This is a genomic window from Aquabacterium sp. A08 (genome assembly GCF_011742065.1).
Genome location: NZ_JAAQQT010000692.1, coordinates 40649 through 59949 on the forward strand (window position 1 = coordinate 40649; position 19301 = coordinate 59949).

Sequence of the window (19301 nt, forward strand, 5' to 3'; positions counted from 1 at the left end):
GCGGCCTGCTTGGCCTTCACTTCGTTGACGAAGGCGTCGCTGGCCTTGATGCGCTGCACACCCTGCTGGGTCTGGGCACCGTCGCGGGAGGCCTTGTCCAGTGCGTCCCAGCCCTGGCCGAACAGGCGCGCCGCGTACTCGCCCGACAGCTTGTCCACCGCCGCCTTTTGCTGCGGGGTCAGGGCCTTGTACTTGTCCGCGTTCATCATGAAGACGAAGCTGGTGTTGTACAGGCCGCCCGGGAAGCTGGTGGCGTGCTTGATCATGTTCAGCTTGAACGAGGCAATGGATTCGTCCGGGAAGAAGGTGCCGTCCATGACGCCGGTGGACAGCAGTTCGTAGGATTCCGGCGCGGCCTTGAGGGTGGTGTTCCAGCCCATGGCCTTGGACAGCTCGTTGATGTTGCCGCCACCGATGCGGAACTTCAGCGTAGCCGCGTCGGCCGAGGAGTTGACCGGCTTCTTGCTGTTGAAGATGACGCCGGGGCCGTGGGTGAACACGCTGAGCACTTTCACGCCGCGGTGCTCACCGGCCGGTGCGAAGTATTTTTGGTAGATGCGGTTGTAGGCCACCGAGGTGGTCTCGGCGCTGTCGCCCAGGAAGGGGAATTCGGCCACCTGGGTGAAGACAAAACGGCCAGGTGTGTACCCGTCCACGGTGTAGGAGATGTCGGCCAGGCCGTCGCGCACCGCGTCGAAGGTGCCGGGGGCGGCCACCACGCCTTTGGGCAGGATGTTGCACTTGAGGGTGCCCTGGGCTTCCTTTTCCAGCGCCTCGCACCATTTGGCCTGGCTCACGCTGGCGGTGTGGGTGGGCGGCAGCCAGCTCGAGACGGTCAGCACGGTTTGGGCGAAGGCGGACGTGGCGCCCAGCAGGCCCAGTGCGACGGCGACGGCGCGAAGTTTCATGGAGGTCTCCGGTGTGGTGTGGGGTTTAAAGCGATACAAATAAAGCAATTCGTATGCTGTACTTGTAATGCTTCAATGTATTCCAAACACTACTGTTTGCACACCCAGACAAACCCTGAGGCTGGGTGGCGCCGGCGCCACAGGCAAAAAAAATCCCAGACCTAAAGGGTCTGGGATGGAAGCCTTGTTGCTGTCACACACTAAGGCGCCCGCTCAGGGAGGAAAAGCGGGGAGTCGCGGTGAAGCGACCCGTGGTTAGTATAGAACAGCTGCCGCACAAAAATCAACTTCAAGGCGTTAAAAAATTCTTATCTGATCGATGTGACACTTTGCTGACGCCGGGCTTTCAGGACCAGTGGGCCTGCACCCGCAGGCCCAGCCGTTCCAGGCGCCGGCGCAGGGCCAGCACCGCGCGGTCCTTGCTGAGCAGGGTGGCGCGGTGCTGCACCGCCAGGTCGATGAAGCGCTGGTCGTCCGGGTCGCTGCAGCGCAGGCCGCAGGCCGGGGCGGCGGGCACCGGGGTGGCATGGCGGTCGAACCAGGCCTGGGCCTGGGCGCGCCCGTCGGCGGTCTGGGCCAAGCGGCGCTGCACCGTCGGGTAATCCAGCACGCGCAGCCATTCGCTGCGCATGCCGGGGCAGGTCAGCCAACGCCAGGCGCCGCGTTCCAGGGCGGTGCGCAGCGGCTGGGCCCGCGGGTCGTGGAACACGCACAGGTCCAGCACCCAGTTGGTGTCGATCACCAGCGCCGGCGGCGCGCCGGTCGGCCCCGGGGTGTCGGGCCCGGCGTTCATGGGGCGGGGGGCGTGCCGGTGGCGGGACCGGGTTTGGGGCCGCGGGCGGAGCCGGCCATCAGGTCGAAGCGGAACAGCCGGCATTCGATCGGGCCGTTCCACAGCGGCACCCGGCGCGATTCCTTGAAGCGCATCTGGCTGGGCAGCTTCAGGTCGGGGGTGAGCAGCCAGGCCGACCAGCCGGCGTAGTGTTTTTTCCAGTGCGTGGCCAGTTGGGCGAAGAAGTCGGTGTTCTCGCCGCCCTCGGCGAACTGGGCGGTTTCGCGGGCGCGGGTGGCCGCGCGCTGGCCGGCCACGCCGGCGGCGGCGATGCGCTCGCCATAGGGCGGGTTGAGCAGCATCACCCCCGGCGTGGGGCTGGGCGGCAGGCGCTGCAGGGCGTCGCCGCCGCGCAGTTCCAGCGCGGCCATGACGCCGGCGCGCTCGGCGTTGCGGCGCGCGAAGTCCACCATGCGGAAGGCGACGTCGCTGCCGAAGATGAAGGGCGCGGTGCCGGGCGGCAGCGGCCGCTCGGCGGCTTGCGCTTCCTGTTTGAGCGCCTGCCAGACGTGGGGCTGGTGCGGCAGCAGTTTCTCGAAGGCGAAGCGGCGCAGCCGGCCGGGCGCCAGGTTGAGCGCCACCTGCGCGGCCTCGATCAGCACCGTGCCGCTGCCGCAGCAGGGGTCGTACAGCGGCACCGGGCGGCCTTGTTCGTCCCAGCCGGTCCAGCCGGTGGCGGCGATCATGGCGGCGGCCAGGGTTTCCTTCAGCGGCGCGTCGCCCTTGTCCTCGCGCCAGCCGCGCTTGAACAGCGGTTCGCCCGAGGTGTCGATGTACACCGACACGTCCTCGTGCGTCAGGTGGGCGAACACGCGCACGTCGGGCCGGGCGGTGTCCACGCTGGGGCGCTCGCCGCGTTTGTCGCGCAGTCGGTCGCAAATCGCGTCTTTGACGCGCAGCGCGGCGAAGTTCAGGCTTTTCAGCGGGCTGTGCTGGGCGGTGATCTCGACCTTGAGGGTGCGCTGCGGGGTGAACCAGATTTCCCAGGCCACGCCGGCGGCGGCGCCGTACACGTCTTGTTCGCTGCGGTAGGGCTGGCGCGCCAGGCGCACCAGCACGCGCTGGGCCAGGCGGCTGTGCAGGTTGAGCTGCTGCGCCTGGCGCCAGCTGCCGGCGAGTTCCACGCCGGCGCGGCCGACGCGCAACTCGCCCGCGGGCACGCCGGTGATGCGTTGCACCTCGTCGGCCAGGTAGGTTTCCACGCCGGCGGCGCAGGGCAGGAACAGGGTGAGGGCGTTCATGGCGAACTTTCGGGTCGGTGGGGGCGCGTCGGCGGGGCGGCGCGCCCGGGGGTCACAGGGCCTTGCGCAGGTTGGCCGGCGCGATGCGCAGCGACTCGCGGTACTTGGCCACGGTGCGGCGCGCGCACTCGATGCCTTGTTCCTTGAGCATGTCGGAAATCTGGTTGTCGCTCAGCGGCTTTTTGGCGTCCTCGCCGGCCACGAACTGCTTGATCAGCGCGCGCACCGCGGTGCTCGACGCGTTGCCGCCGGTTTCGGTGCCCAGCGCCGAGCCGAAGAAGTACTTCAGCTCGAAGGTGCCGAAGGGCGTGGCCATGTACTTGGCGGTGGTCACGCGGCTGATGGTGGATTCGTGCAGCCCGAGTTCGTCGGCGATCTCGCGCAGCACCAGCGGGCGCATGGCCAGTTCGCCGTGCAAAAAGAAGCTGCGCTGGCGTTCGACGATGGCGCTGGCCACGCGCAGGATGGTGTCGAAGCGCTGCTGGATGTTCTTGATGAACCAGCGCGCCTCCTGCAGCCGCTGCTGCATGCCCTGGGCGCTGTCGCCCTTGTGGCCGCGCATGGCGTTGGCGTAGACGTCCTGCACGCGCAGGCGCGGCATCACCTCGGGGTTGAGCTGCACCTTGAAGCCGCGGCCTTGGGGCGTGACGATGACGTCGGGCACCACCACGTTGCGCTCCACGTTGGCAAAACGCCGGCCGGGTTTGGGTTCGAGCCGGGCGATCAGCGCGAGCGCGGCCTTGACCACCTCGTCCGTGCAGCCGCACAGGGTGGCCAGGCGCTTGACGTCGCGCTTGGCCATCAGCTCCAGCGGCTGTTCGCAGAGGGCCAGGGCGGCGCGGGCCTCGGGGCTGTTGCGCAGCTCCAGGATTTGCAGCGTCAGGCATTCGGCCAGGTGGCGCGCGCCCACGCCGGCCGGCTCCATGTGCTGCAGCCAGTGCAGCACGGTGTGCAGCAGCTGTTGCAGTTCTTCGGCGCGGGCCAGCCGTTCGTCGCCGTACAGGGCGCGGCCGCGGGCCTGTTCTTCCTGCGCCAGGATGGCCTCGGCCAGTTCGGGCAGGGGGTCGGCCAGGTAGCCGTCGTCGTTGAGCGACTCGATCAGGAAGTACAGCGCGGCGCGCTCGTCGTCGTTCAGGCGCAGCGCCAGGGCCTGCTGGTGCAGGTGGGCGGCCAGGCTGACGTGTTCGCTGGCCAGGTCGGCGGCGCTGGCGGTGTCGTCGTCGGCCGCGCCGTTGCGCGGCGGGGCGTCGCCGCCCCATTCGCTGTCGTCGGCGCGCAGCTCCACGGTGCCGTCGCCGTCCCAGCTATGTTCGACCGGGGCGCTGTCCTCGCCGCCGCCTTCCGCGGCTGGGCTGGTGTCGTTGCCGTCGCCGGGGGCGTCGGCGCTGCGTTCGCGCGGGGCGGGGGCGGCAGGCTCGGTGGCCCACTCGCTCACCTGGTCGCCCAGGCTCACCGGCGCGTCGGCCTGGTCCAGGCCAAAGTCCTCGCGCTCGGCGGCTTCCTGTTCGCGCTCCAGGAACGGGTTCTCGTCGAGCATCTGCTCGACCTCCTGCGCCATTTCGAGCGTGCTCAGCTGCAGCAGCCGGATCGACTGTTGCAGCTGTGGCGTCAGCGCCAGGTGCTGCGAAACGCGGAGGGACAGGCCTTGCTTCATGCGCCCGGCCTCACATGCGGAAGTGCTCGCCGAGGTAAACCCGGCGCACGTCGGCGTTCTCCACGATCTCGGCCGGGGTGCCCTGGGCCAGCACCCGCCCGTCGCTGATGATGAAGGCGTGGTCGCAGATGCCCAGCGTTTCGCGCACGTTGTGGTCGGTGATGAGCACGCCGATGCCGCGCGACTTTAGGAAGCCGATGATGCGCTGGATCTCGATGACGGCGATCGGGTCGATGCCGGCGAAGGGTTCGTCCAGCAGCACGAAGCGCGGGTTGGTGGCCAGCGCCCGGGCGATTTCCACCCGGCGCCGTTCGCCGCCCGACAGGGCCGGCGCCGGCGAGTGGCGCAGGTGCTGCACGTGCAGGTCTTCCAGCAGGCCGGTCAGGCGCTGCTCGATCTCGGCCTTGGGCAACGGGCGGCCAGCGGCGTCGGTCTGCAGCTCCAGCACGGCGCGCACGTTCTGCTCCACCGTCAGCTTGCGGAAGATGGAGGCCTCCTGCGGCAGGTAGCCCAGGCCCATGCGCGCGCGGCGGTGGATGGGCAGGCCCTGGATGGACTGGCCGTCGAGGGAAATGTCGCCCGCGTCGACGCGCACCAGGCCGACGATCATGTAGAACGAGGTGGTTTTGCCGGCGCCGTTGGGGCCGAGCAGGCCGACCACCTCGCCGCTGTGCACGGTGAGCGAGACGTCTTTGACCACCGGACGGCGGCCATAGCTTTTCTGCAGCCCGCGCACCTGCAGCTGGCTGGCGGGGGCGGCGGCCCCGGTCACGGGCGGGACTCCAGGCGCGGGCTGGGTTGCAGTCGGGGGGGCGGTGTGCCGGCCGCGTCGGCGTTGCCGGCGGCGGGGTTGGGCGTCAGCATGGCGCGCACCCGGCCACCGGGGTTGTCGGGCGAGCGGCTGGCGCCGCCGGCGTCCACCGTGAACACCTCGGTGCGGTTGTCGTAGACGATGGTGCCGCCGCTGGTCTGGTCGCTCAGGGTGGCGCCGCGGTAGCGGCGCAGCACCGCCTGGCCGATGAACTTCACCGTGTCGGCCTGGCTGTCGTAGTCGATGCGCAGCGCTTCGCCCTCGATGAACTCCTCCAGCCCCTCGCGCTTCTGGCGGAAGAAGGCGCGCTGGCCCTCGCGTCCCAGCACGGTGCTGAACTGGTTGTTCTGGGCGTCCTGGAGCACGTCCACCTGCTGGCCGCGGATGACGATGCTGCCCTTGGTGATGACCACGTTGCCGGTGAATACGCTGGTCTGGCGTGCGTCGTCGTAGCGCAGCGCGTCGGCCTCGATGTTCATGGCTTGGAGGCGGTCGGCGCGCTCGGCCAGGGCCGGGGCGGACAACCCGCCCGCCAGGGCCGCGGCGAGCAGCGCGGCGCGCAGGGCCCGGGCGTGGCGTGGTGGGGTGGTGGTCATGATCGGCACGAAAATTGCATTTGCAGGGTGTGTGCCGATTGTAGCCACAGCGCCCGCGGGCACAAGCCCGGGCCACGCGGCGGGTCGCGGTGGTGGGCCGGCCGCACGGTGGCGCGGCCGGCGCGCTTCAGCCCTTGCGCGCTTCCTGGATCAGCGCGTTGGCCACGGTCAGGGTGCGCGCGGCCTGGCCCGGCACGTAGTAGCGCCCGGCGATGCCCAGCGACGGCGTGGCCTCGACCTCGTAGGCGTCCTGCAGCTGGTTCGCGCGCTTGACCTTGCCCGCCACCCCGAAGGAGTTGAAGGTCTGGGTGAACTGGGCCTGGTTCAGCCCCTGCGCCGCGGCCCAGGCAATGATGGCGTCGGCGTTGTTCAGCCGCACCCGGTCCTGGTGGATGGCCTTGAACACGCGGTCGTGCAGGGCGTCGAGCTGGCCCAGCGCCTCCAGGGTGAAGTAGAGCCGCTGCAGGGGCTCGAAGGAGGCGTTGAAGCCCACCGGAGAGCGCCGCGCCACCACGTGGCCGGGCACGGTTTTCATCCAGTCCTTGAAGGCGGGCTCGAAGTTGTAGCAGTGGACGCAGGTGTAAGCGAAGAACTCGATCACCTCGACCTTGCCGGCCGGGGCGTCCACCGGGGCAGGGCGGGCCAGGCGGCGGTAGTCGCTGCCTTCGCGCAAGCCGCTGCCCTGGGCCCAGGCGGCGGTGGGCAGCCAGGCGCCCAAGGTGCCGGCGGCGGTGGCGCCCAGCACGGCGCGGGAAAAGTCTCGTCTTTGCATGGTGGCTTCACTCCGTGGATCGGTCGCGGGGCCGTCTCGGCCCGGCTCTGGGGTTGGGGCGCCGTCGCCGCGGGAAAGTTCCGGGGCGATACAGCTGGTCACAAGCCGGTTCAGCGCTGGACGCGCACCAGCGCGGTCTCCACGCCTTGGGCCTTGAGGCGTTCCTGCTGGGCCTCGGCGTCGGCCTTGGCGGGGTAGGGGCCCAGGCGCACGCGGAACACCGGGCGGCCGGCCTGTTCGCGCTCGCTGACCTGGGCGGCAAAGCCCAGCATGGCCAGGCGGGCGCGCTGGGCTTCGGCCTCGTCGGGGCCGCGGAAGGCGCCCACCTGCACGAAGTAATGGAAGGGGTCCACCGCCGGCGGCGCCTCGACCGACGCCACCGGGCCGGGGCTGCCGGCGCGGTCCTGGATCAGGGCGCCCAGCGGGTCGGCGGGTGTGGACGGCGCCGGCGCGGGGGCGGCCGCCGGTGGCGTGGCAGCAGCCTGGGCGTCGGCGGGAGTCACGGCGGCGGGCGGGGCCGGTTTGGTCGACAGCGCGGCGTTGGGGTTCCAGTCCTTGTTGCGCTCGGCCTCGATCGCGTCCTGCCCGGGTTTGCGCTGCACGCCGCGGTCCACCAGCGGCACCGGCACCTTGGTCACGTACACCGCCACGGCCAGGGCGGCGCCCAGGCCCACCAGCAGGCCGATGATGAAGCCCAGCAGGGTGCCGCCGCGCAGGGCACGGGGGGGGCGGGGGGTTTGCGTCATGGGGGGCTTTCGGTTCACATCTTCTGTGGCGCGCTCACGCCGAGCACGGCCAGGCCATTGTGCAGCACCCGGGCGGTGGCCGCGACCAGGGCCAGGCGCGCGCGCTTGACGGCCTCGTCCTCCACCAGGATGCGTTCGGCGTCGTAGTAGCTGTGGTACGCGGCGGCCAGTTCGCGCAGGTAGAAGGTCACGTCGTGCGGGGCGAAGTCGGCCGCGGCGGCGCTCAGCATCTCGGGGTACTTGGCCAGTTGCAGCATCAGGGCCTGGGCCTGCGGGCCTTCCAGGGCCGACAGGTCGGCGTCTTGCAGGCTGGCGACGTCGCCGCCCCAGCTGGCCAGCACCGAGCAAATGCGCGCGTGGGCGTACTGCACGTAGAACACCGGGTTGTCGTTGTTCTGCTGGATGGCCAGGTCCACGTCGAAGGTGTATTCGGTGTCGGGCTTGCGGCTGAGCAGGAAGAAGCGCACCGCGTCGGCGCTGGTCCACTCGATCAGGTCGCGCAGGGTGACGTAGCTGCCCGCGCGTTTGGAAATCTTCACTTCCTCGTCGCCGCGCACCACGCGCACCATGGTGTGCAACACGTAGTCGGGGTAGCCCTGTGGAATGCCCACGCCGGCGGCCTGTAGGCCGGCGCGCACGCGGGCAATGGTGCCGTGGTGGTCGGTGCCCTGGATGTTGATGACCTTGCTGAAGCCGCGTTCCCACTTGGTGATGTGGTAGGCCACGTCGGGCACGAAGTAGGTGTAGCCGCCGTCGCTCTTGCGCATGACGCGGTCTTTGTCGTCGCCGTAGTCGGTGGACTTGAGCCACAGCGCGCCGTCCTGCTCGTAGGTCTTGCCGGCGTCGATCAGCTTTTGTACCGCCTGCGCCACGCGGCCGCTGGTGTACAGGCTGGACTCCAGGTAGTACTGGTCGAACTTCACCTGAAAGGCCTGCAGGTCCAGGTCTTGCTCGTGGCGCAGGTAGGCCACGGCGAACTGGCGGATGCCGTCGAGGTCGTTCACGTCGCCGCTGGCGGTGAATTCCCGGTCGTCGGCTTTCACCGTCTTTTTGGCGAGGAAGTCGTTGGCGATGTCCTGGATGTACTCGCCGTTGTAGGCGGCCTCGGGCCATTCGGCGTCGCCGGGCTTGAAGCCTTGGGCGCGCAGCTGGGTGGAGTTGGCCAGGGTTTCGATCTGCACACCCGCGTCGTTGTAATAGAACTCGCGGTGGACGTTCCAGCCCTGCGTCTCGAACAGGTTGCAGAGGGCGTCGCCCAGCGCGGCCTGGCGGCCGTGGCCCACGTGCAGCGGGCCGGTGGGGTTGGCGGACACGAACTCGACCAGCACGCGTTGGCCGTTGCTGGGTTGCTGGCCAAAGGCGGCACCCGCGGCCAGCACCTCGCGCACCACTTGCTGTTTGGCGGCGGGCTTGAGTTTGATGTTCAAGAAGCCAGGGCCGGCGATGTCGAGCGCGTCCACCCAGCGCTGGAAGGCGGGGGTGGCCTGCAGGGCGTCCACCAGCTGCTGGGCCAACTGGCGCGGGTTGGCCTTGAGCGGCTTGGCCAGCTGCATGGCGGCGGTGCAGGCGAAGTCGCCGTGGCTGGCCTGCTTGGGGTTTTCGAACGCGGCCTTGCTGCCGGCGCCGGGCGAGAGGGTTTCCAGCTCGGCGGCCAGGGCGGCGAGCAGTTCGTGTTTGACGGAGAGCATGGGGTGGGATTTTAGGCTCAGGCCTTCACCCAGGCGTGGGCTTTCAGGTCGTCCAGCGCCACGTGCTCCAGGGCGCGCGCGTGGCAGCTTTCCAGCACCACCGGCGGGGCGCAGCCGGCGTCCAGCGCTTCCTGCCAGCGCAGCGCGCACAGGCACCAGCGGTCGCCCGGCTTCAGGCCGGGGAAGCGCCACTGCGGCCGGGGGGTGACGAGGTCGTTGCCGCGCGCCTTGGAAAACGCCAGAAATTCGGCCGTGACCCGGGCGCAGACGACGTGGGAGCCGGTGTCGTCGGGGCGGGTGTGGCAGCAGCCGTCGCGCAGGTAGCCGGTCAGCGGGTCGTAGGAGCAGGCGCGCAGCGGCGTGCCGAGGACGTTGAGGGCGGTCATGGCGTGCGGGGAGTGGGGTGGAGCGGTAAGGTGGCGTCCACCGGTGCGGGGTGTCCCGTGCCGGTGGGGCGGGGGCGGGTGCGCTGGGCCAGGTGCTCGCCCAGGGGCGGCAACGGCTCCCCCTGCAGGCGCGCCCAGAGCCAGGGCAGGCCGGCGCTCAGGTCGGTGCGCAGGCCGGCGCGTTGCGCCGCGGGCGGTGGCTGTGCGCCGGGCGGGCCCAGGTCGAAGTCGAACACGTAGTGCGGTTCCTGGCCCATGCGCAGGTCGGTGACCCAGAGCCGGCCATCGCGGCGGTGCAGGCGGTAAAAGCCGTCGCTGAAGCGGGCGATGCGCTGCACCTGCGGGTGCTGGCCGTGCGCGCGGATCAGCTCGGCCCCGCGCGGGTGGCTGCGAAAGGCCACCGGGCGGCCCCGGTCGAGCAGGGCGTAGTAGCCCTCGTGGTACTGCGCGTCGTCCACCGCCACAATGCGCCACAGCGCGGTGCTGAACGGCGCCGGGGTGACCAGCACCTGCTGGCTGGGCAGCCCCGCGGCCGCCAGCGACTGGCGGGCGTGTTCGGCCACCCCGGCCTGGGCCAGCACGCTCCAGCCGGCGTAGGCGGTGCTCAGCGCCAGCCCCGCCGCGTTGGCGCGCAGGCCGCGGCCGGGCCGCAGCAGCGCCCAGCCCAGGCCCAGCAGCAGCGGCAGGGTGTAGGCCGGGTCGATGATGAACAGGCTGCCCACGCCGTAGGCGGTGTCGGTGAAGGGGCGCAGCAGCTGGGTGCCGTAGACGGTGAGGGCGTCCAGCAGCGCGTGGGTGGTGAGCGCCAGCGTCAGCGCCAGGCCCCAGCGGCGCCACTGCTGCGCTTCGCCGTGCAGGCGGGCCACCAGCCAGCCCAGCGGCCAGCCGGCCAGCGCCAGGTAGAGCAGGGCGTGGCTGTCGGCGCGGTGCAGCACCATGTTGAGCACGGCGTCGCCGTGGTCGATCAGGGCGTCCAGGTCGGGCAGGGTGCCGGCGATGCCGCCCCACAGCGCGGCCTTCCAGGCGGCGGTGCGGCGGCCCATCACCGCCACGCCCACGGCCGCACCCAGGGCCAGTTGGGTCAGGGAGTCCATGCGTCGTCGCGTCCGGGTGGGTTCAAACCCCCATGCTAGTGGCCGGGGCTTGTCCCTGTGCGCCGCCCGGGGATGGCAGCGGCACCAGCTGCCCCTGCGCGGCGGTTTTGACCGCGGCCGTGAGCCGCTGCGCCGACAGCGGTTCGCGCGCCCAGTGCTGCCAGTACAGCGCCACGTCCACCGCCGCGCCGGGCAGCACCTCCACCAATGGCACCCGCGCCGGGCCGCGGCGCGCCAGCTGCTGTTCCGGCACCATGCCCCAGCCCAGGCCGAGTTCGATGGCGGCTTCGAACGCGTCGATGGCGGGGGCGAAGTGCCGCGGGTACTGCGGCGTGTGCAGGCCGAAGTGCTGGGCCAGGAAGGCGTCTTGCAGCGCGTCCTTGCGGTTGAAGATGACCGCGGGCTGGGCCAGCAGCCGGTGCGGCGACACCCGCCCGGCCGGCGTGCGGCAGCGCTGCGCCACGGCTTCGGTGGCCACGCAGCGGTAGCGCATCACGCCCAGCGGCTCGGCCACACAGCCGCGCATGGGCTCGGCCAGGGTGGTGACGCAGCCGGTCACGGCACCGCTTTTCAGGGCGTCGTGGGTGTGGTCCTGGTCGTCGATGGTGATGTCCAGCAGCAGCCGGTGGCGCAACAGCAGCGGCGCCACGCCGGGCAAAAACCAGGTGGCCACCGAGTCGGCGTTGGTGGCCACCGCCAGGCTCTGCCAGCGTTGCCCCTGGCCGCCCGAGAGCTGTTGCAGCAGGTCGGCCTCCATCAGCTGCACCTGCTTGGCGTGGGCCAGCAGCGCCTGGCCGGCCGGGGTGGCGCGCACCGCCTTGCCGCGCACCAGCAGGCGCTGTCCCAGGGCCGATTCCAGCGACTTGATGCGCAGCGACACCGCCGCCAGGGTGATGGATAGCGTCCGCGCCGCCGGCCCGAAGCCGCCGTGCTCGACCACAGCGGCGAGGGCCTCGAGTTGGCGGGGGGCGATCATGGTCAAGAAAAAATTGAGTGAACAGAGATTTTGTGAAAACAGTTTAACCAATGGCCGCGGGCGGGCACACTGCGGGTCAGATTCCCCAGACGACCCTTCGGAGCTTGCCCGTGACCCCCGCCTTCCCTCTAGTGCCCACCTTCACCGCTGGCATGGTGCTCAGCCTGTCGCTGATCATGGCCATTGGGCCGCAAAACGCCCACGTGCTGCGCATGGGGCTGCAGCGCCAGCACCTGGCCCTGACGGTGGCCGTCTGCGCGCTCGCCGACGTGGTGCTGATCGGCCTGGGCGTGCGCGGGCTGGCGCAGCTGGGCGGCCTGTCGGACAAGCTGCACGGGGCGCTGGTGGGCGCGGGCGTGCTGTTTCTGGCGGTGTACGGCGGGCAGGCCTTCCAGCGATTTCGCCGGCCGGCGCCGCGCGTGCCGGTGCTGTCGTCTGCCGATCCGGCCAGCGCGGCGCCGCAGGTCGCCGGTGCCGTGCCCGCGCCGCTGACCCGCCGCCAGGCCGTGCTGTCCGCGCTGGCGTTTTCCTGGCTCAACCCCCACGCCTGGCTGGACACGGCGGTGCTGATCGGCAGCGCGTCGCTGGCCTACGGGCAGGGCAGCACCGTGTTCGGTCTGGGCGCGGCGGCCGGGTCGCTGGTCTGGTTCGTGCTGCTGGGCGGCGCGGCGTTCTGGCTGGGCCGTCGCTTGAACTCGCTCCAGCTCTGGCGCGCGCTGGACGGCCTGGTCGCCCTGATGATGTGGGGCACGGCCGCGGCCCTGGTGGCCAGTTTGTTCTGAACGGCGGCGCGCTTCAGCGCGTCAACCAGCGCCGCGCGCCGTGGCTGCCCGCGTCCACCACCGCCACCATCAGCAGCATCGCGCCCAGGATGGTGGCGGTCTTGTGCATCTGGAACAGCCCCATGTGGAAGGCCAGCAACTGACCCAGGCCGCCCGCACCCACCACGCCCAGCACGGCGGCCGCGCGGATGTTGTTTTCCCAGCGGTAGAGGGTGTAGCTCATGAGCTGCGGCAGCACCTGCGGCAGCGTGGCGTAAAGGAACACGCGCCCGTTGCCCACCCCGTGGGTGCGCAGCGCGGTGCCCGGCCCGGGCGGGGCGTTTTCGATCGCCTCGGCAAACAGCCGGCCGAGCACGCCGGTGGTGTGCAAGGCCAGCGCCAGCGTGCCCGCGAACGGGCCCAGCCCGGCCGATATCAGCAGCAGCGCCGCCCACACCAGCTCCGGGATGCTGCGCAGCGCGTTCAGCAGCAGGCGCGTCAGTGAGCGGGCGCGGGCCGCATCGCCCTCGTGCAGGCGGCTGGCGGGCAAGGCCAGGGCCAGCCCGGCCACCGCCGCCAGCCCGGTGCCCAGCGCCGACATGGCCAGCGTTTCCCAGGCGCCCACGGCCACTTTGCGCAGGAACTCGGGCGAGGTGTCGGGCGGGAAGAATTCGCCCACGAAGCGGCCCATGCTGTGCAGCGCGTCCAGCGAAAAAAACGCCGCCCATTGCAGGTCCAGCGACCAGAAGCTGGCCACCACCAGCGCCACGATGCCCAGCGTGAACCAGCAGGCGGCGCAACGCGCGTTGAACAGGCGCGGCGGCAGGCGGTAGGGTTCGTTGGCGGCGCGGGGCTTGGTGGTCATCAGCGCTCTCCTTCCAGCACACACCGCGGAACGGGCTGTGCCCGGCCGCAGGTGTGGTCCCCCCTGACAAGGGGGGAAGACGCGAAGCGGCGCAGGGGGGTCATCCCAGCGCCTTTCGCAGCCAGGCGCTGACCCGGTCGGCCAGCGCCACCAGCGCCATGAACACCAACAGCATGGTCGCCACTTCGCCGCCTTCGAACATCTTCATCGAGTTGTCGAGTTGCTGGCCCAGCCCGCCCGCGCCCACAAAGCCCAGCACCACCGACGAGCGGATCGCGCACTCCCAGCGGTAGACGGTGTAGCTGGTCAGCTCGGCCGCGTTGGCCGGCAGCAGGCCGTAGGCAAACGCCTGCAGGCGCGAGCCGCCGTTGCGCAGCAGGGTCTCGGTGGGGTGGGCGTCGCCGCTTTCCAGGATTTCGCCGTACACCTTGCCCAGCATGCCGCCGTAGGTCAAGGCAATGGCCAGCACCCCGGCGGTGGGCCCCAGCCCGACCACGCGCACGAACACCAGCGCCCACACCAGTTCCGGAATGCTGCGCAGCACGATCAGCAGCCAGCGTATGCCCTGGCGCACCCAGAACGGCCCGCGCGCCATGCGCCCGGACAGCGCCGAGAGGGACAGCACTCGGGTGTTGAGCAGCGTCAGTGGAATGGCTATGCCCAGCGCCAGCGTGACGCCGGCGGTGGCCATGGCCACGGTGCGCCAGGTTTCGCGCGCCACCAGGGCCAGGAATTCGGCGCCGTCCGCCAGCGGCCAGAAGCTGCCCAGGAACTGGCCGGTGATCTTCAGGTTGTCGGGCTCCAGCAGCACCCAGGGGCGGAATTCGGTGGCCACGCCCAGGGGCCACAGCAGCACGGCGATGGCCAGCATCCAGAACAGGCGGCCCACCCAGGCCGGGTCTCGGCGGGGGGGAGGCGGTGGGGCGGCAAACACGGCAGTCCCCTCAGCGGCAATGCATGACCACGGGCTGCGGGCCTTCGTCGAGCAGGGTGGCAGGGGGCACATCGCCGCGCAACTCGTGTTCGTGCTGGGCGTACAGCGCCGCCAGCCGCTCGCGCGTCACCTCGGCGGCGGGCAGGTCGAAGGCCAGCGCCCCGTCGCGCAGGCCGACGATGCGCGGGAAGTGGGCCAGCGCCACGTCCACCTGGTGCAGCGTGGCCACCAGGGTGGCGCCTTGGCTGTGGGCCGCGTCGCGCAGGGTCTCGACCGCCTGGCGGGCCCGGGTCGGGTCCAGCGCCGACAGCGGCTCGTCGATGAGCAGCAAGGTGGCCCCGGTGTTGGCCGCTCTGTGGGCGGGTTCAGCGGGGGCCGGTTCGGCGCGGTGGCCGTCTGGCGCCGGGCCCAGGGCCACCAGGGCGCGCGCCAGGCCCACCCGCTGCCGTTCGCCGCCCGAGAGGCGGTCCACCCGCTCGAACAGCTTGTCGGCCAGGTCGAAGCGGTCCAGCGCTGCGTGGGCAGCGGGGATGTCGGCCGGGTAGAACAGCGAGCGCACGCTGGCCAGCAGCCCCAGGCGCGGCAACTGGCCCGCCAGCACAGCGGTGACCACGCGCTGGCGCGGCGGCAGCGGCGGCACCTGCGGCGCCAGGAACAGCCGCCCGCGCAGGCGCTGCAGCGCGCGCCGAGGCAGTTGCCAAGGCGCCGTGCTGTCGAGCCGCAGTTGGCCGGCCGAAGGTGGCAGGGCACACGCCAGCACCTGCAGCAGCGTGGTCTTGCCCGCGCCCGACGGGCCGATGATGGCCACCTGTTCGCCCGCGTCGAGGTTCAGCGTCAGGTCGCGCACGGCCGGCGCCGCACCCGCCCGCGCGGCCGGGTGCCGGGCCGACAGGGCCCGGAGTTCGAGTTTCACCGAAGCGCCCCGGCGTTACAGCAGGCCGGCGCTGCGGGCCGCCGCTTCCAGGCCCTTGTAGTTCTCGGGCTGGGTGGCGATGTAGCGGCTGGCGCGGTTCAGGCGCAGGATTTCGGCCTGGTCCGGCTTGGCCGGGTCCAGCGCCAGCAGGGCGGCCTTCACCTTGTCTTGCAGGGCCTTGGGCATGTCGGCGTGCACCGACCAGTTGTAGTTGAAGTAACCGGGCGTGGTGTAGAACACGTTCACCGCCTGGGTGTCCACCTTGTTCTCGGCCACGAACTTCTTCCACACGGTGATGTCCAGCGCGGCGGCATCCACCTTGCCGCTGACCACCGAGGCGATGGTTGCGTCGTGCGCGCCGCTGTAGGCGATGCGGCGGAAGTCCTGCTCGGGGTTGAGGTTGGCGGCCAGCAGGAAGCTGCGCGGCATCAGGTGGCCGCTGGTGGAGCTTTGCGAACCGAAGCTGACCTGCTTGCCCTTCATGTCGGCCAGCGTCTTGATGCCGGAGTCGGTCTTGGCGATGAACACCGACTGGAATTTGGTGTCTTCCTCGCGCTGGGCCAGCGGCACGATCTTGCCGCCCGAGCGCAGGTTGGCCTGCACGTGGGTGAAACCCCCGAACCAGACGAGATCGACCTTTTTGTTGACCAGCGCTTCGACGGCGGCCGGGTAGTCGTTCACCGGGGTGAATTCGACCTTCAGGCCCAGGGCCTTTTCCAGGTAGCTGGCCAGCGGGGTGAACTTGCGCACCTGTTCGGTGGCGGCTTCTTCGGGGATGGTGGTCACCCGGAAAACGGTTTGGGCCTGGGCGAGGGTGCCGAGGCCGAGGGCGGCGCAGGTCAAGAGTGCGCTGAAAGTGCGGCGAGTGGTCATGGTGGGGTTATCCGGTGAAGGGGGATAAGGAAGGCGCTATTAAACCGCGAATGGCCGGGGGCGTTGGCGCACGGGGCATCGCGGCGTGGTCGGTGCCGCGTCACAATCGGCCGAACCGCTCCCACCCCACCATGCCCGCTCTGCCCACCCTCTGCCTGGTCACCCCCGCACTGGCCGACGCCAACAACGGCAACTGGCAGACGGCGCGGCGCTGGGCGCGCCTGCTGGCCGGCGCCTTCCGGGTGCATGTGGTGCCCCAGTGGCCCGACGCCGGCGGCGCGGCCACAGCGGCCGACGTGCTGCTGGCGCTGCACGCGCGCCGCTCGGCCGCCAGCATCGCGGCCTGGGTCGAGGCCTGCCCGGGTCGGCCGCTGGTGGTGGCCCTCACCGGCACCGACCTGTACCGCGACATCGCGGTGGACGCCGACGCCCAGCGCTCGCTGGCCCTGGCCACGCGGCTCATCGTGCTGCAGGAGCAGGCGCCGGCCGATGTGCCGGCCGCGTGGCGCGACAAATGCCGGGTGGTGTTCCAGTCCAGCACCCGGCGCGCCACCCTGCCCAAAACCGCCGCGCACCTGCGGGCGGTGGCGGTGGGCCACCTGCGCGACGAGAAATGGCCCCAGACCCTGTTCGAGGCCGCGCGCCTGCTGCACCCTGGCGAAGGTATCCTGATCGACCACATCGGCCAGGCCCTCGACCCGGCCCTGGGCGAGCAGGCCCGGGCCACGGCCGCCGCCTGCCCGCACTACCGCTGGCTGGGCGGCCTGCCCCACGCCGCCGCGCGCCAGCGCATCCAGCGCGCGCACGTGCTGGTCCACCCCAGCCGCATGGAAGGCGGCGCTCACGTCGTCATGGAGGCGGTGCTGTGCGGCACGCCGGTGCTGGCCTCGCGCGTGCCGGGCAACGTGGGCATGTTGGGCGAAGGCTATGCCGGCTACTTCCCCCCGGGCGATGCGCCGGCCCTGGTGGCCTGGTTGCGCCGCTGTCGGGCGGGCATCGGCGCGTCCGACGGCGTGCTGGCGCACTTGCAAGCACAATGCGCACAACGCGCTGCGCTGTTCGAACCCGCCGCCGAGCGGGCCGCCTTGCGCGCCGTGATCGATGAACTCTTGTAGAAGGACCGCCCAATGAACGCCCCCGCCACGCCCGCCGCCCCACCCCGCCTGACCAGCCTGTCGCACGGTGGTGGCTGTGGCTGCAAGATCGCGCCCGGCGTGCTGTCGGACATCCTCAAGGGCACCAGCGCGATGCCCATCCCCAAGGAATTGCTGGTGGGGATTGAGACCGCCGACGACGCGGCGGTGTACCGGCTCAACGACGAGCAGGCGCTGATCGCCACCACCGACTTCTTCATGCCCATCGTGGACGACCCGTTCGATTTCGGGCGTATCGCGGCCACCAACGCCATCTCTGACGTGTACGCCATGGGAGGCACCCCCATCATGGCGCTGGCGCTGGTGGGCATGCCCATCAGCGTGCTCAGCACCGACACCATCGGCAAAATTCTGGACGGTGGCCAGAGCGTCTGCCGCGCGGCCGGCATCCCGATCGCGGGCGGTCACACCATCGACTCGGTGGAGCCGATTTACGGGCTGGTGGCGCTGGGCCTGGTGCACCCCCAGCGCGTCAAGCGCAACGCCGACGCCCGCGTGGGCGACCGGCTGGTGCTGGGCAAACCGCTGGGCGTGGGTGTGCTGTCGGCCGCGCTGAAGAAAGACGCGCTGCCGGCCGAAGGCTACGCGCAGATGATCGCCCTCACCACGAAGCTCAACACCCCGGGCCCGGACCTGGCCGCGCTGGCCGGCGTGCACGCGCTGACCGACGTGACCGGCTTCGGCCTGGCCGGCCACGCGCTGGAAATGGCGCGCGGCTGCGGCGCCACGGTGCGCCTGGCCATGGACCGGGTGCCGCTGGTGCACGGCGTGCGCGAGCTGGCCGCGGCCGGCATGGTGACCGGGGCCAGCGGGCGCAACTGGGCCGCCTACGGCCACGAGGTGGCCTTGGCCGAACGCCTGGACCCGGTGGACCGCGCGCTGCTGACCGACCCCCAAACCAGCGGTGGCCTGCTGGTGGCCTGCGCGCCCGAGGCGGTGGCCGAGGTGCTGGCCATTTTCCAGCGGCACGGCTTTGCCGACGCGGCCGAGGTGGGCGAGATCGCCGAGGCCCAGCCCGGTGGCGTCAAGCTGCAGGTGGTCTGACGGCGCTGGGGTGGTCGTGGGTGGCGTTCAGCCCGCCCCCGCCGGGCGCGACCAGAAATCCGGCTGGCCGTAGCGGCTGCGCAGGAAGTCGATCCACAGCCGCACCCGCAGCGCCAGGTGCTTGCGCTGGGGAAACACCGCGTAGATGCCGTTGGGCGGCGCGGCAAATTCGTCCAGCACGCTGTGCAGCCGGCCGGCCGCGATGTCGCTTTCCACCTCCCAGATGCTGCGCCACGCGATGCCGTGGCCGGCCAGGCACCACTCGTGCAGCACCTGCCCGTCGGAGCAGTCCAGCGGGCCGCCCGGGCGCAGGTGGATCAGCTCCCCTGGCTTGCCGTCGTCGCCCGGGGGCAGCTGGAACGCCCAGCCGCGCGTTTGCGACGCGTCCGACGACAGCGTCAGGCAATCGAACCGCGCCAGGTCGTGCGGGTGCTGCGGCCGCCCGTGCTGGCGCAGGTAGCGCGGCGTGGCCACGCACAGGCGCCGGTTGTCGGCCAGGCGAATGCTGACCAGCGACGAATCGGGCAAGTCCCCCACGCGCACCGCGCAGTCGTAGCCTTCGGCGGCCAGGTCGATGACGCGGTCGCTCAGGTTGAGCGAGACGGTGACCTCGGGGTGGCGTTCGTGGAACTGCGGCACCAGCGGCGCCACGTGCCGCCGCCCGAAGCCGGCCGGCGCGGTGATGCGCAGGTGCCCCTTGGCCTTCACCCCCCCGGCGCTCACGCTCGCCTCGGCGTTGGCCAGGTCGGCCAGCAGGCGCTGGCAGTCCTCCAGGAAGGCGCTGCCCTCGTGGGTGAGGGTCAGGCGCCGGGTGGTGCGCACCAGCAGCTTGACCCCCAGCGCCTCTTCCAGCGCGTCCAGCCGGCGCCCGACGATGGCCGGCGCCACCCCCTCGGCGCGGGCGGCCGCGGCCAGGCTGCCCCGCGTGGCCACGGCGACGAAGGTTTCCATGGCTTTGAGCTTGTCCATGCGCACCTGTGGGAGATTGGGAGGGTTAAAAGTTGCTGTTGTCGGAAAGATTTGCCGGATTCATTATAAAAATGTCACGAGTCA

The 19301-nt window shown here is 71.1% G+C and carries 20 protein-coding genes; 3 read left to right on the forward strand and 17 right to left on the reverse strand.

From position 1 onward, the window contains the following. The 12 genes from HA630_RS19775 to argP all read right to left on the reverse strand — a co-directional run. Positions 1–908: TRAP transporter substrate-binding protein (locus HA630_RS19775; RefSeq protein WP_166837057.1), on the reverse strand; the 908-nt coding region annotated here is incomplete at its 3' end. A gap of 346 nt (positions 909–1254) precedes the next feature. Continuing rightward, a complete protein-coding gene (locus HA630_RS19780; RefSeq protein WP_166837059.1) occupies positions 1255–1701 on the reverse strand; it encodes a putative toxin-antitoxin system toxin component, PIN family in 447 nt (148 codons plus the stop codon). Continuing rightward, a complete protein-coding gene (locus HA630_RS19785) occupies positions 1698–2981 on the reverse strand; it encodes a class I SAM-dependent RNA methyltransferase (RefSeq protein ID WP_166837061.1) in 1284 nt (427 codons plus the stop codon). Before HA630_RS19785 ends, HA630_RS19780 begins: the two co-directional genes overlap by 4 nt. A gap of 52 nt (positions 2982–3033) precedes the next feature. Continuing rightward, positions 3034–4635, reverse strand: a complete 1602-nt coding sequence (gene rpoN, locus HA630_RS19790) for an RNA polymerase factor sigma-54 (protein WP_166837064.1) — start codon at positions 4633–4635, stop codon at positions 3034–3036. 10 nt (positions 4636–4645) lie between these two features. Further along, a complete protein-coding gene (lptB, locus tag HA630_RS19795; RefSeq protein WP_166837066.1) occupies positions 4646–5407 on the reverse strand; it encodes an LPS export ABC transporter ATP-binding protein in 762 nt (253 codons plus the stop codon). Continuing rightward, positions 5404–6042 (reverse strand): lipopolysaccharide transport periplasmic protein LptA, encoded by a 639-nt coding sequence (gene lptA / locus HA630_RS19800; RefSeq protein WP_166837068.1) that lies wholly within the window; start codon positions 6040–6042, stop codon positions 5404–5406. The genes lptB and lptA overlap by 4 nt, the downstream gene beginning before the upstream one ends. Before the next feature lie 127 nt (positions 6043–6169). Next, a complete protein-coding gene (locus HA630_RS19805; protein ID WP_166837070.1) occupies positions 6170–6814 on the reverse strand; it encodes a thiol:disulfide interchange protein DsbA/DsbL in 645 nt (214 codons plus the stop codon). A gap of 110 nt (positions 6815–6924) precedes the next feature. Next, a complete protein-coding gene (locus tag HA630_RS19810; protein WP_166837072.1) occupies positions 6925–7560 on the reverse strand; it encodes an SPOR domain-containing protein in 636 nt (211 codons plus the stop codon). 14 nt (positions 7561–7574) lie between these two features. Then, positions 7575–9248 (reverse strand): arginine--tRNA ligase, encoded by a 1674-nt coding sequence (gene argS, locus HA630_RS19815; RefSeq protein WP_166837074.1) that lies wholly within the window; start codon positions 9246–9248, stop codon positions 7575–7577. Positions 9249–9265: 17 nt separating this feature from the next. Further along, entirely contained in the window at positions 9266–9634 is a 369-nt protein-coding gene (locus HA630_RS19820) for a DUF2237 family protein (RefSeq protein ID WP_166837075.1), read from the reverse strand. Then, positions 9631–10728, reverse strand: a complete 1098-nt coding sequence (locus HA630_RS19825) for a metal-dependent hydrolase (RefSeq protein WP_166837077.1) — start codon at positions 10726–10728, stop codon at positions 9631–9633. Before HA630_RS19825 ends, HA630_RS19820 begins: the two co-directional genes overlap by 4 nt. A gap of 22 nt (positions 10729–10750) precedes the next feature. Continuing rightward, positions 10751–11704 carry an HTH-type transcriptional regulator ArgP gene (gene argP, locus HA630_RS19830; RefSeq protein WP_166837079.1) on the reverse strand — a complete coding sequence of 318 codons (954 nt, stop codon included), beginning with the start codon at positions 11702–11704 and terminating at the stop codon, positions 10751–10753. A gap of 152 nt (positions 11705–11856) precedes the next feature. Between argP and HA630_RS19835 the strand changes: the two genes are divergently transcribed. Next, positions 11857–12486, forward strand: coding sequence for a LysE/ArgO family amino acid transporter (locus tag HA630_RS19835; RefSeq protein WP_166837111.1), 630 nt, complete (start codon positions 11857–11859; stop codon positions 12484–12486). Between the two features lie 13 nt (positions 12487–12499). Here the strand turns inward: HA630_RS19835 and phnE are convergent, their stop codons facing one another. The 4 genes from phnE to HA630_RS19855 all read right to left on the reverse strand — a co-directional run bounded on the left by phnE (position 12500) and on the right by HA630_RS19855 (position 16050). Beyond that, positions 12500–13330: a phosphonate ABC transporter, permease protein PhnE gene (gene phnE / locus HA630_RS19840; RefSeq protein ID WP_208300180.1), complete on the reverse strand. Its 831-nt coding sequence runs from the start codon at positions 13328–13330 to the stop codon at positions 12500–12502. A 100-nt stretch (positions 13331–13430) separates the two neighbouring features. Next, a complete protein-coding gene (locus tag HA630_RS19845; RefSeq protein WP_243855558.1) occupies positions 13431–14201 on the reverse strand; it encodes an ABC transporter permease in 771 nt (256 codons plus the stop codon). Positions 14202–14274: 73 nt separating this feature from the next. Beyond that, complete coding sequence (locus HA630_RS19850) at positions 14275–15177, reverse strand: ATP-binding cassette domain-containing protein (RefSeq protein ID WP_166837082.1); 903 nt, start codon at positions 15175–15177, stop codon at positions 14275–14277. A 15-nt stretch (positions 15178–15192) separates the two neighbouring features. Next, complete coding sequence (locus tag HA630_RS19855) at positions 15193–16050, reverse strand: putative selenate ABC transporter substrate-binding protein (RefSeq protein WP_166837084.1); 858 nt, start codon at positions 16048–16050, stop codon at positions 15193–15195. Positions 16051–16181: 131 nt separating this feature from the next. Between HA630_RS19855 and senB the strand changes: the two genes are divergently transcribed. Both senB and selD read left to right on the forward strand, forming a co-directional pair. Further along, positions 16182–17165, forward strand: a complete 984-nt coding sequence (gene senB, locus HA630_RS19860; RefSeq protein ID WP_166837086.1) for a selenoneine biosynthesis selenosugar synthase SenB — start codon at positions 16182–16184, stop codon at positions 17163–17165. 12 nt (positions 17166–17177) lie between these two features. Then, positions 17178–18248 carry a selenide, water dikinase SelD gene (selD, locus tag HA630_RS19865; RefSeq protein ID WP_166837088.1) on the forward strand — a complete coding sequence of 357 codons (1071 nt, stop codon included), beginning with the start codon at positions 17178–17180 and terminating at the stop codon, positions 18246–18248. A gap of 27 nt (positions 18249–18275) precedes the next feature. On the opposite strand, the gene HA630_RS19870 is transcribed toward selD, so the two are convergent. After that, positions 18276–19217, reverse strand: a complete 942-nt coding sequence (locus tag HA630_RS19870) for a LysR family transcriptional regulator (RefSeq protein WP_166837090.1) — start codon at positions 19215–19217, stop codon at positions 18276–18278. Between the last annotated feature and the right edge of the window lie 84 nt (positions 19218–19301).

What these genes read in the sequence shown, in the direction of transcription:
- lptA (WP_166837068.1), bottom strand. Translation starts at nt 6,042, where the DNA reads ATGACCACCACCCCACCACGCCACGCCCGGGCCCTGCGCGCCGCGCTG.
- HA630_RS19825 (WP_166837077.1), bottom strand. Translation starts at nt 10,728, where the DNA reads ATGGACTCCCTGACCCAACTGGCCCTGGGTGCGGCCGTGGGCGTGGCG.
- HA630_RS19780 (WP_166837059.1), bottom strand. Translation starts at nt 1,701, where the DNA reads ATGAACGCCGGGCCCGACACCCCGGGGCCGACCGGCGCGCCGCCGGCG.
- HA630_RS19810 (WP_166837072.1), bottom strand. Translation starts at nt 7,560, where the DNA reads ATGACGCAAACCCCCCGCCCCCCCCGTGCCCTGCGCGGCGGCACCCTG.
- argP (WP_166837079.1), bottom strand. Translation starts at nt 11,704, where the DNA reads ATGATCGCCCCCCGCCAACTCGAGGCCCTCGCCGCTGTGGTCGAGCAC.
- HA630_RS19785 (WP_166837061.1), bottom strand. Translation starts at nt 2,981, where the DNA reads ATGAACGCCCTCACCCTGTTCCTGCCCTGCGCCGCCGGCGTGGAAACC.
- selD (WP_166837088.1), top strand. Translation starts at nt 17,178, where the DNA reads ATGAACGCCCCCGCCACGCCCGCCGCCCCACCCCGCCTGACCAGCCTG.
- HA630_RS19820 (WP_166837075.1), bottom strand. Translation starts at nt 9,634, where the DNA reads ATGACCGCCCTCAACGTCCTCGGCACGCCGCTGCGCGCCTGCTCCTAC.
- HA630_RS19845 (WP_243855558.1), bottom strand. Translation starts at nt 14,201, where the DNA reads ATGCTGGCCATCGCCGTGCTGCTGTGGCCCCTGGGCGTGGCCACCGAA.
- phnE (WP_208300180.1), bottom strand. Translation starts at nt 13,330, where the DNA reads ATGACCACCAAGCCCCGCGCCGCCAACGAACCCTACCGCCTGCCGCCG.
- HA630_RS19835 (WP_166837111.1), top strand. Translation starts at nt 11,857, where the DNA reads ATGGTGCTCAGCCTGTCGCTGATCATGGCCATTGGGCCGCAAAACGCC.
- senB (WP_166837086.1), top strand. Translation starts at nt 16,182, where the DNA reads ATGCCCGCTCTGCCCACCCTCTGCCTGGTCACCCCCGCACTGGCCGAC.
- HA630_RS19855 (WP_166837084.1), bottom strand. Translation starts at nt 16,050, where the DNA reads ATGACCACTCGCCGCACTTTCAGCGCACTCTTGACCTGCGCCGCCCTC.
- argS (WP_166837074.1), bottom strand. Translation starts at nt 9,248, where the DNA reads ATGCTCTCCGTCAAACACGAACTGCTCGCCGCCCTGGCCGCCGAGCTG.
- HA630_RS19870 (WP_166837090.1), bottom strand. Translation starts at nt 19,217, where the DNA reads ATGGACAAGCTCAAAGCCATGGAAACCTTCGTCGCCGTGGCCACGCGG.
- HA630_RS19805 (WP_166837070.1), bottom strand. Translation starts at nt 6,814, where the DNA reads ATGCAAAGACGAGACTTTTCCCGCGCCGTGCTGGGCGCCACCGCCGCC.
- rpoN (WP_166837064.1), bottom strand. Translation starts at nt 4,635, where the DNA reads ATGAAGCAAGGCCTGTCCCTCCGCGTTTCGCAGCACCTGGCGCTGACG.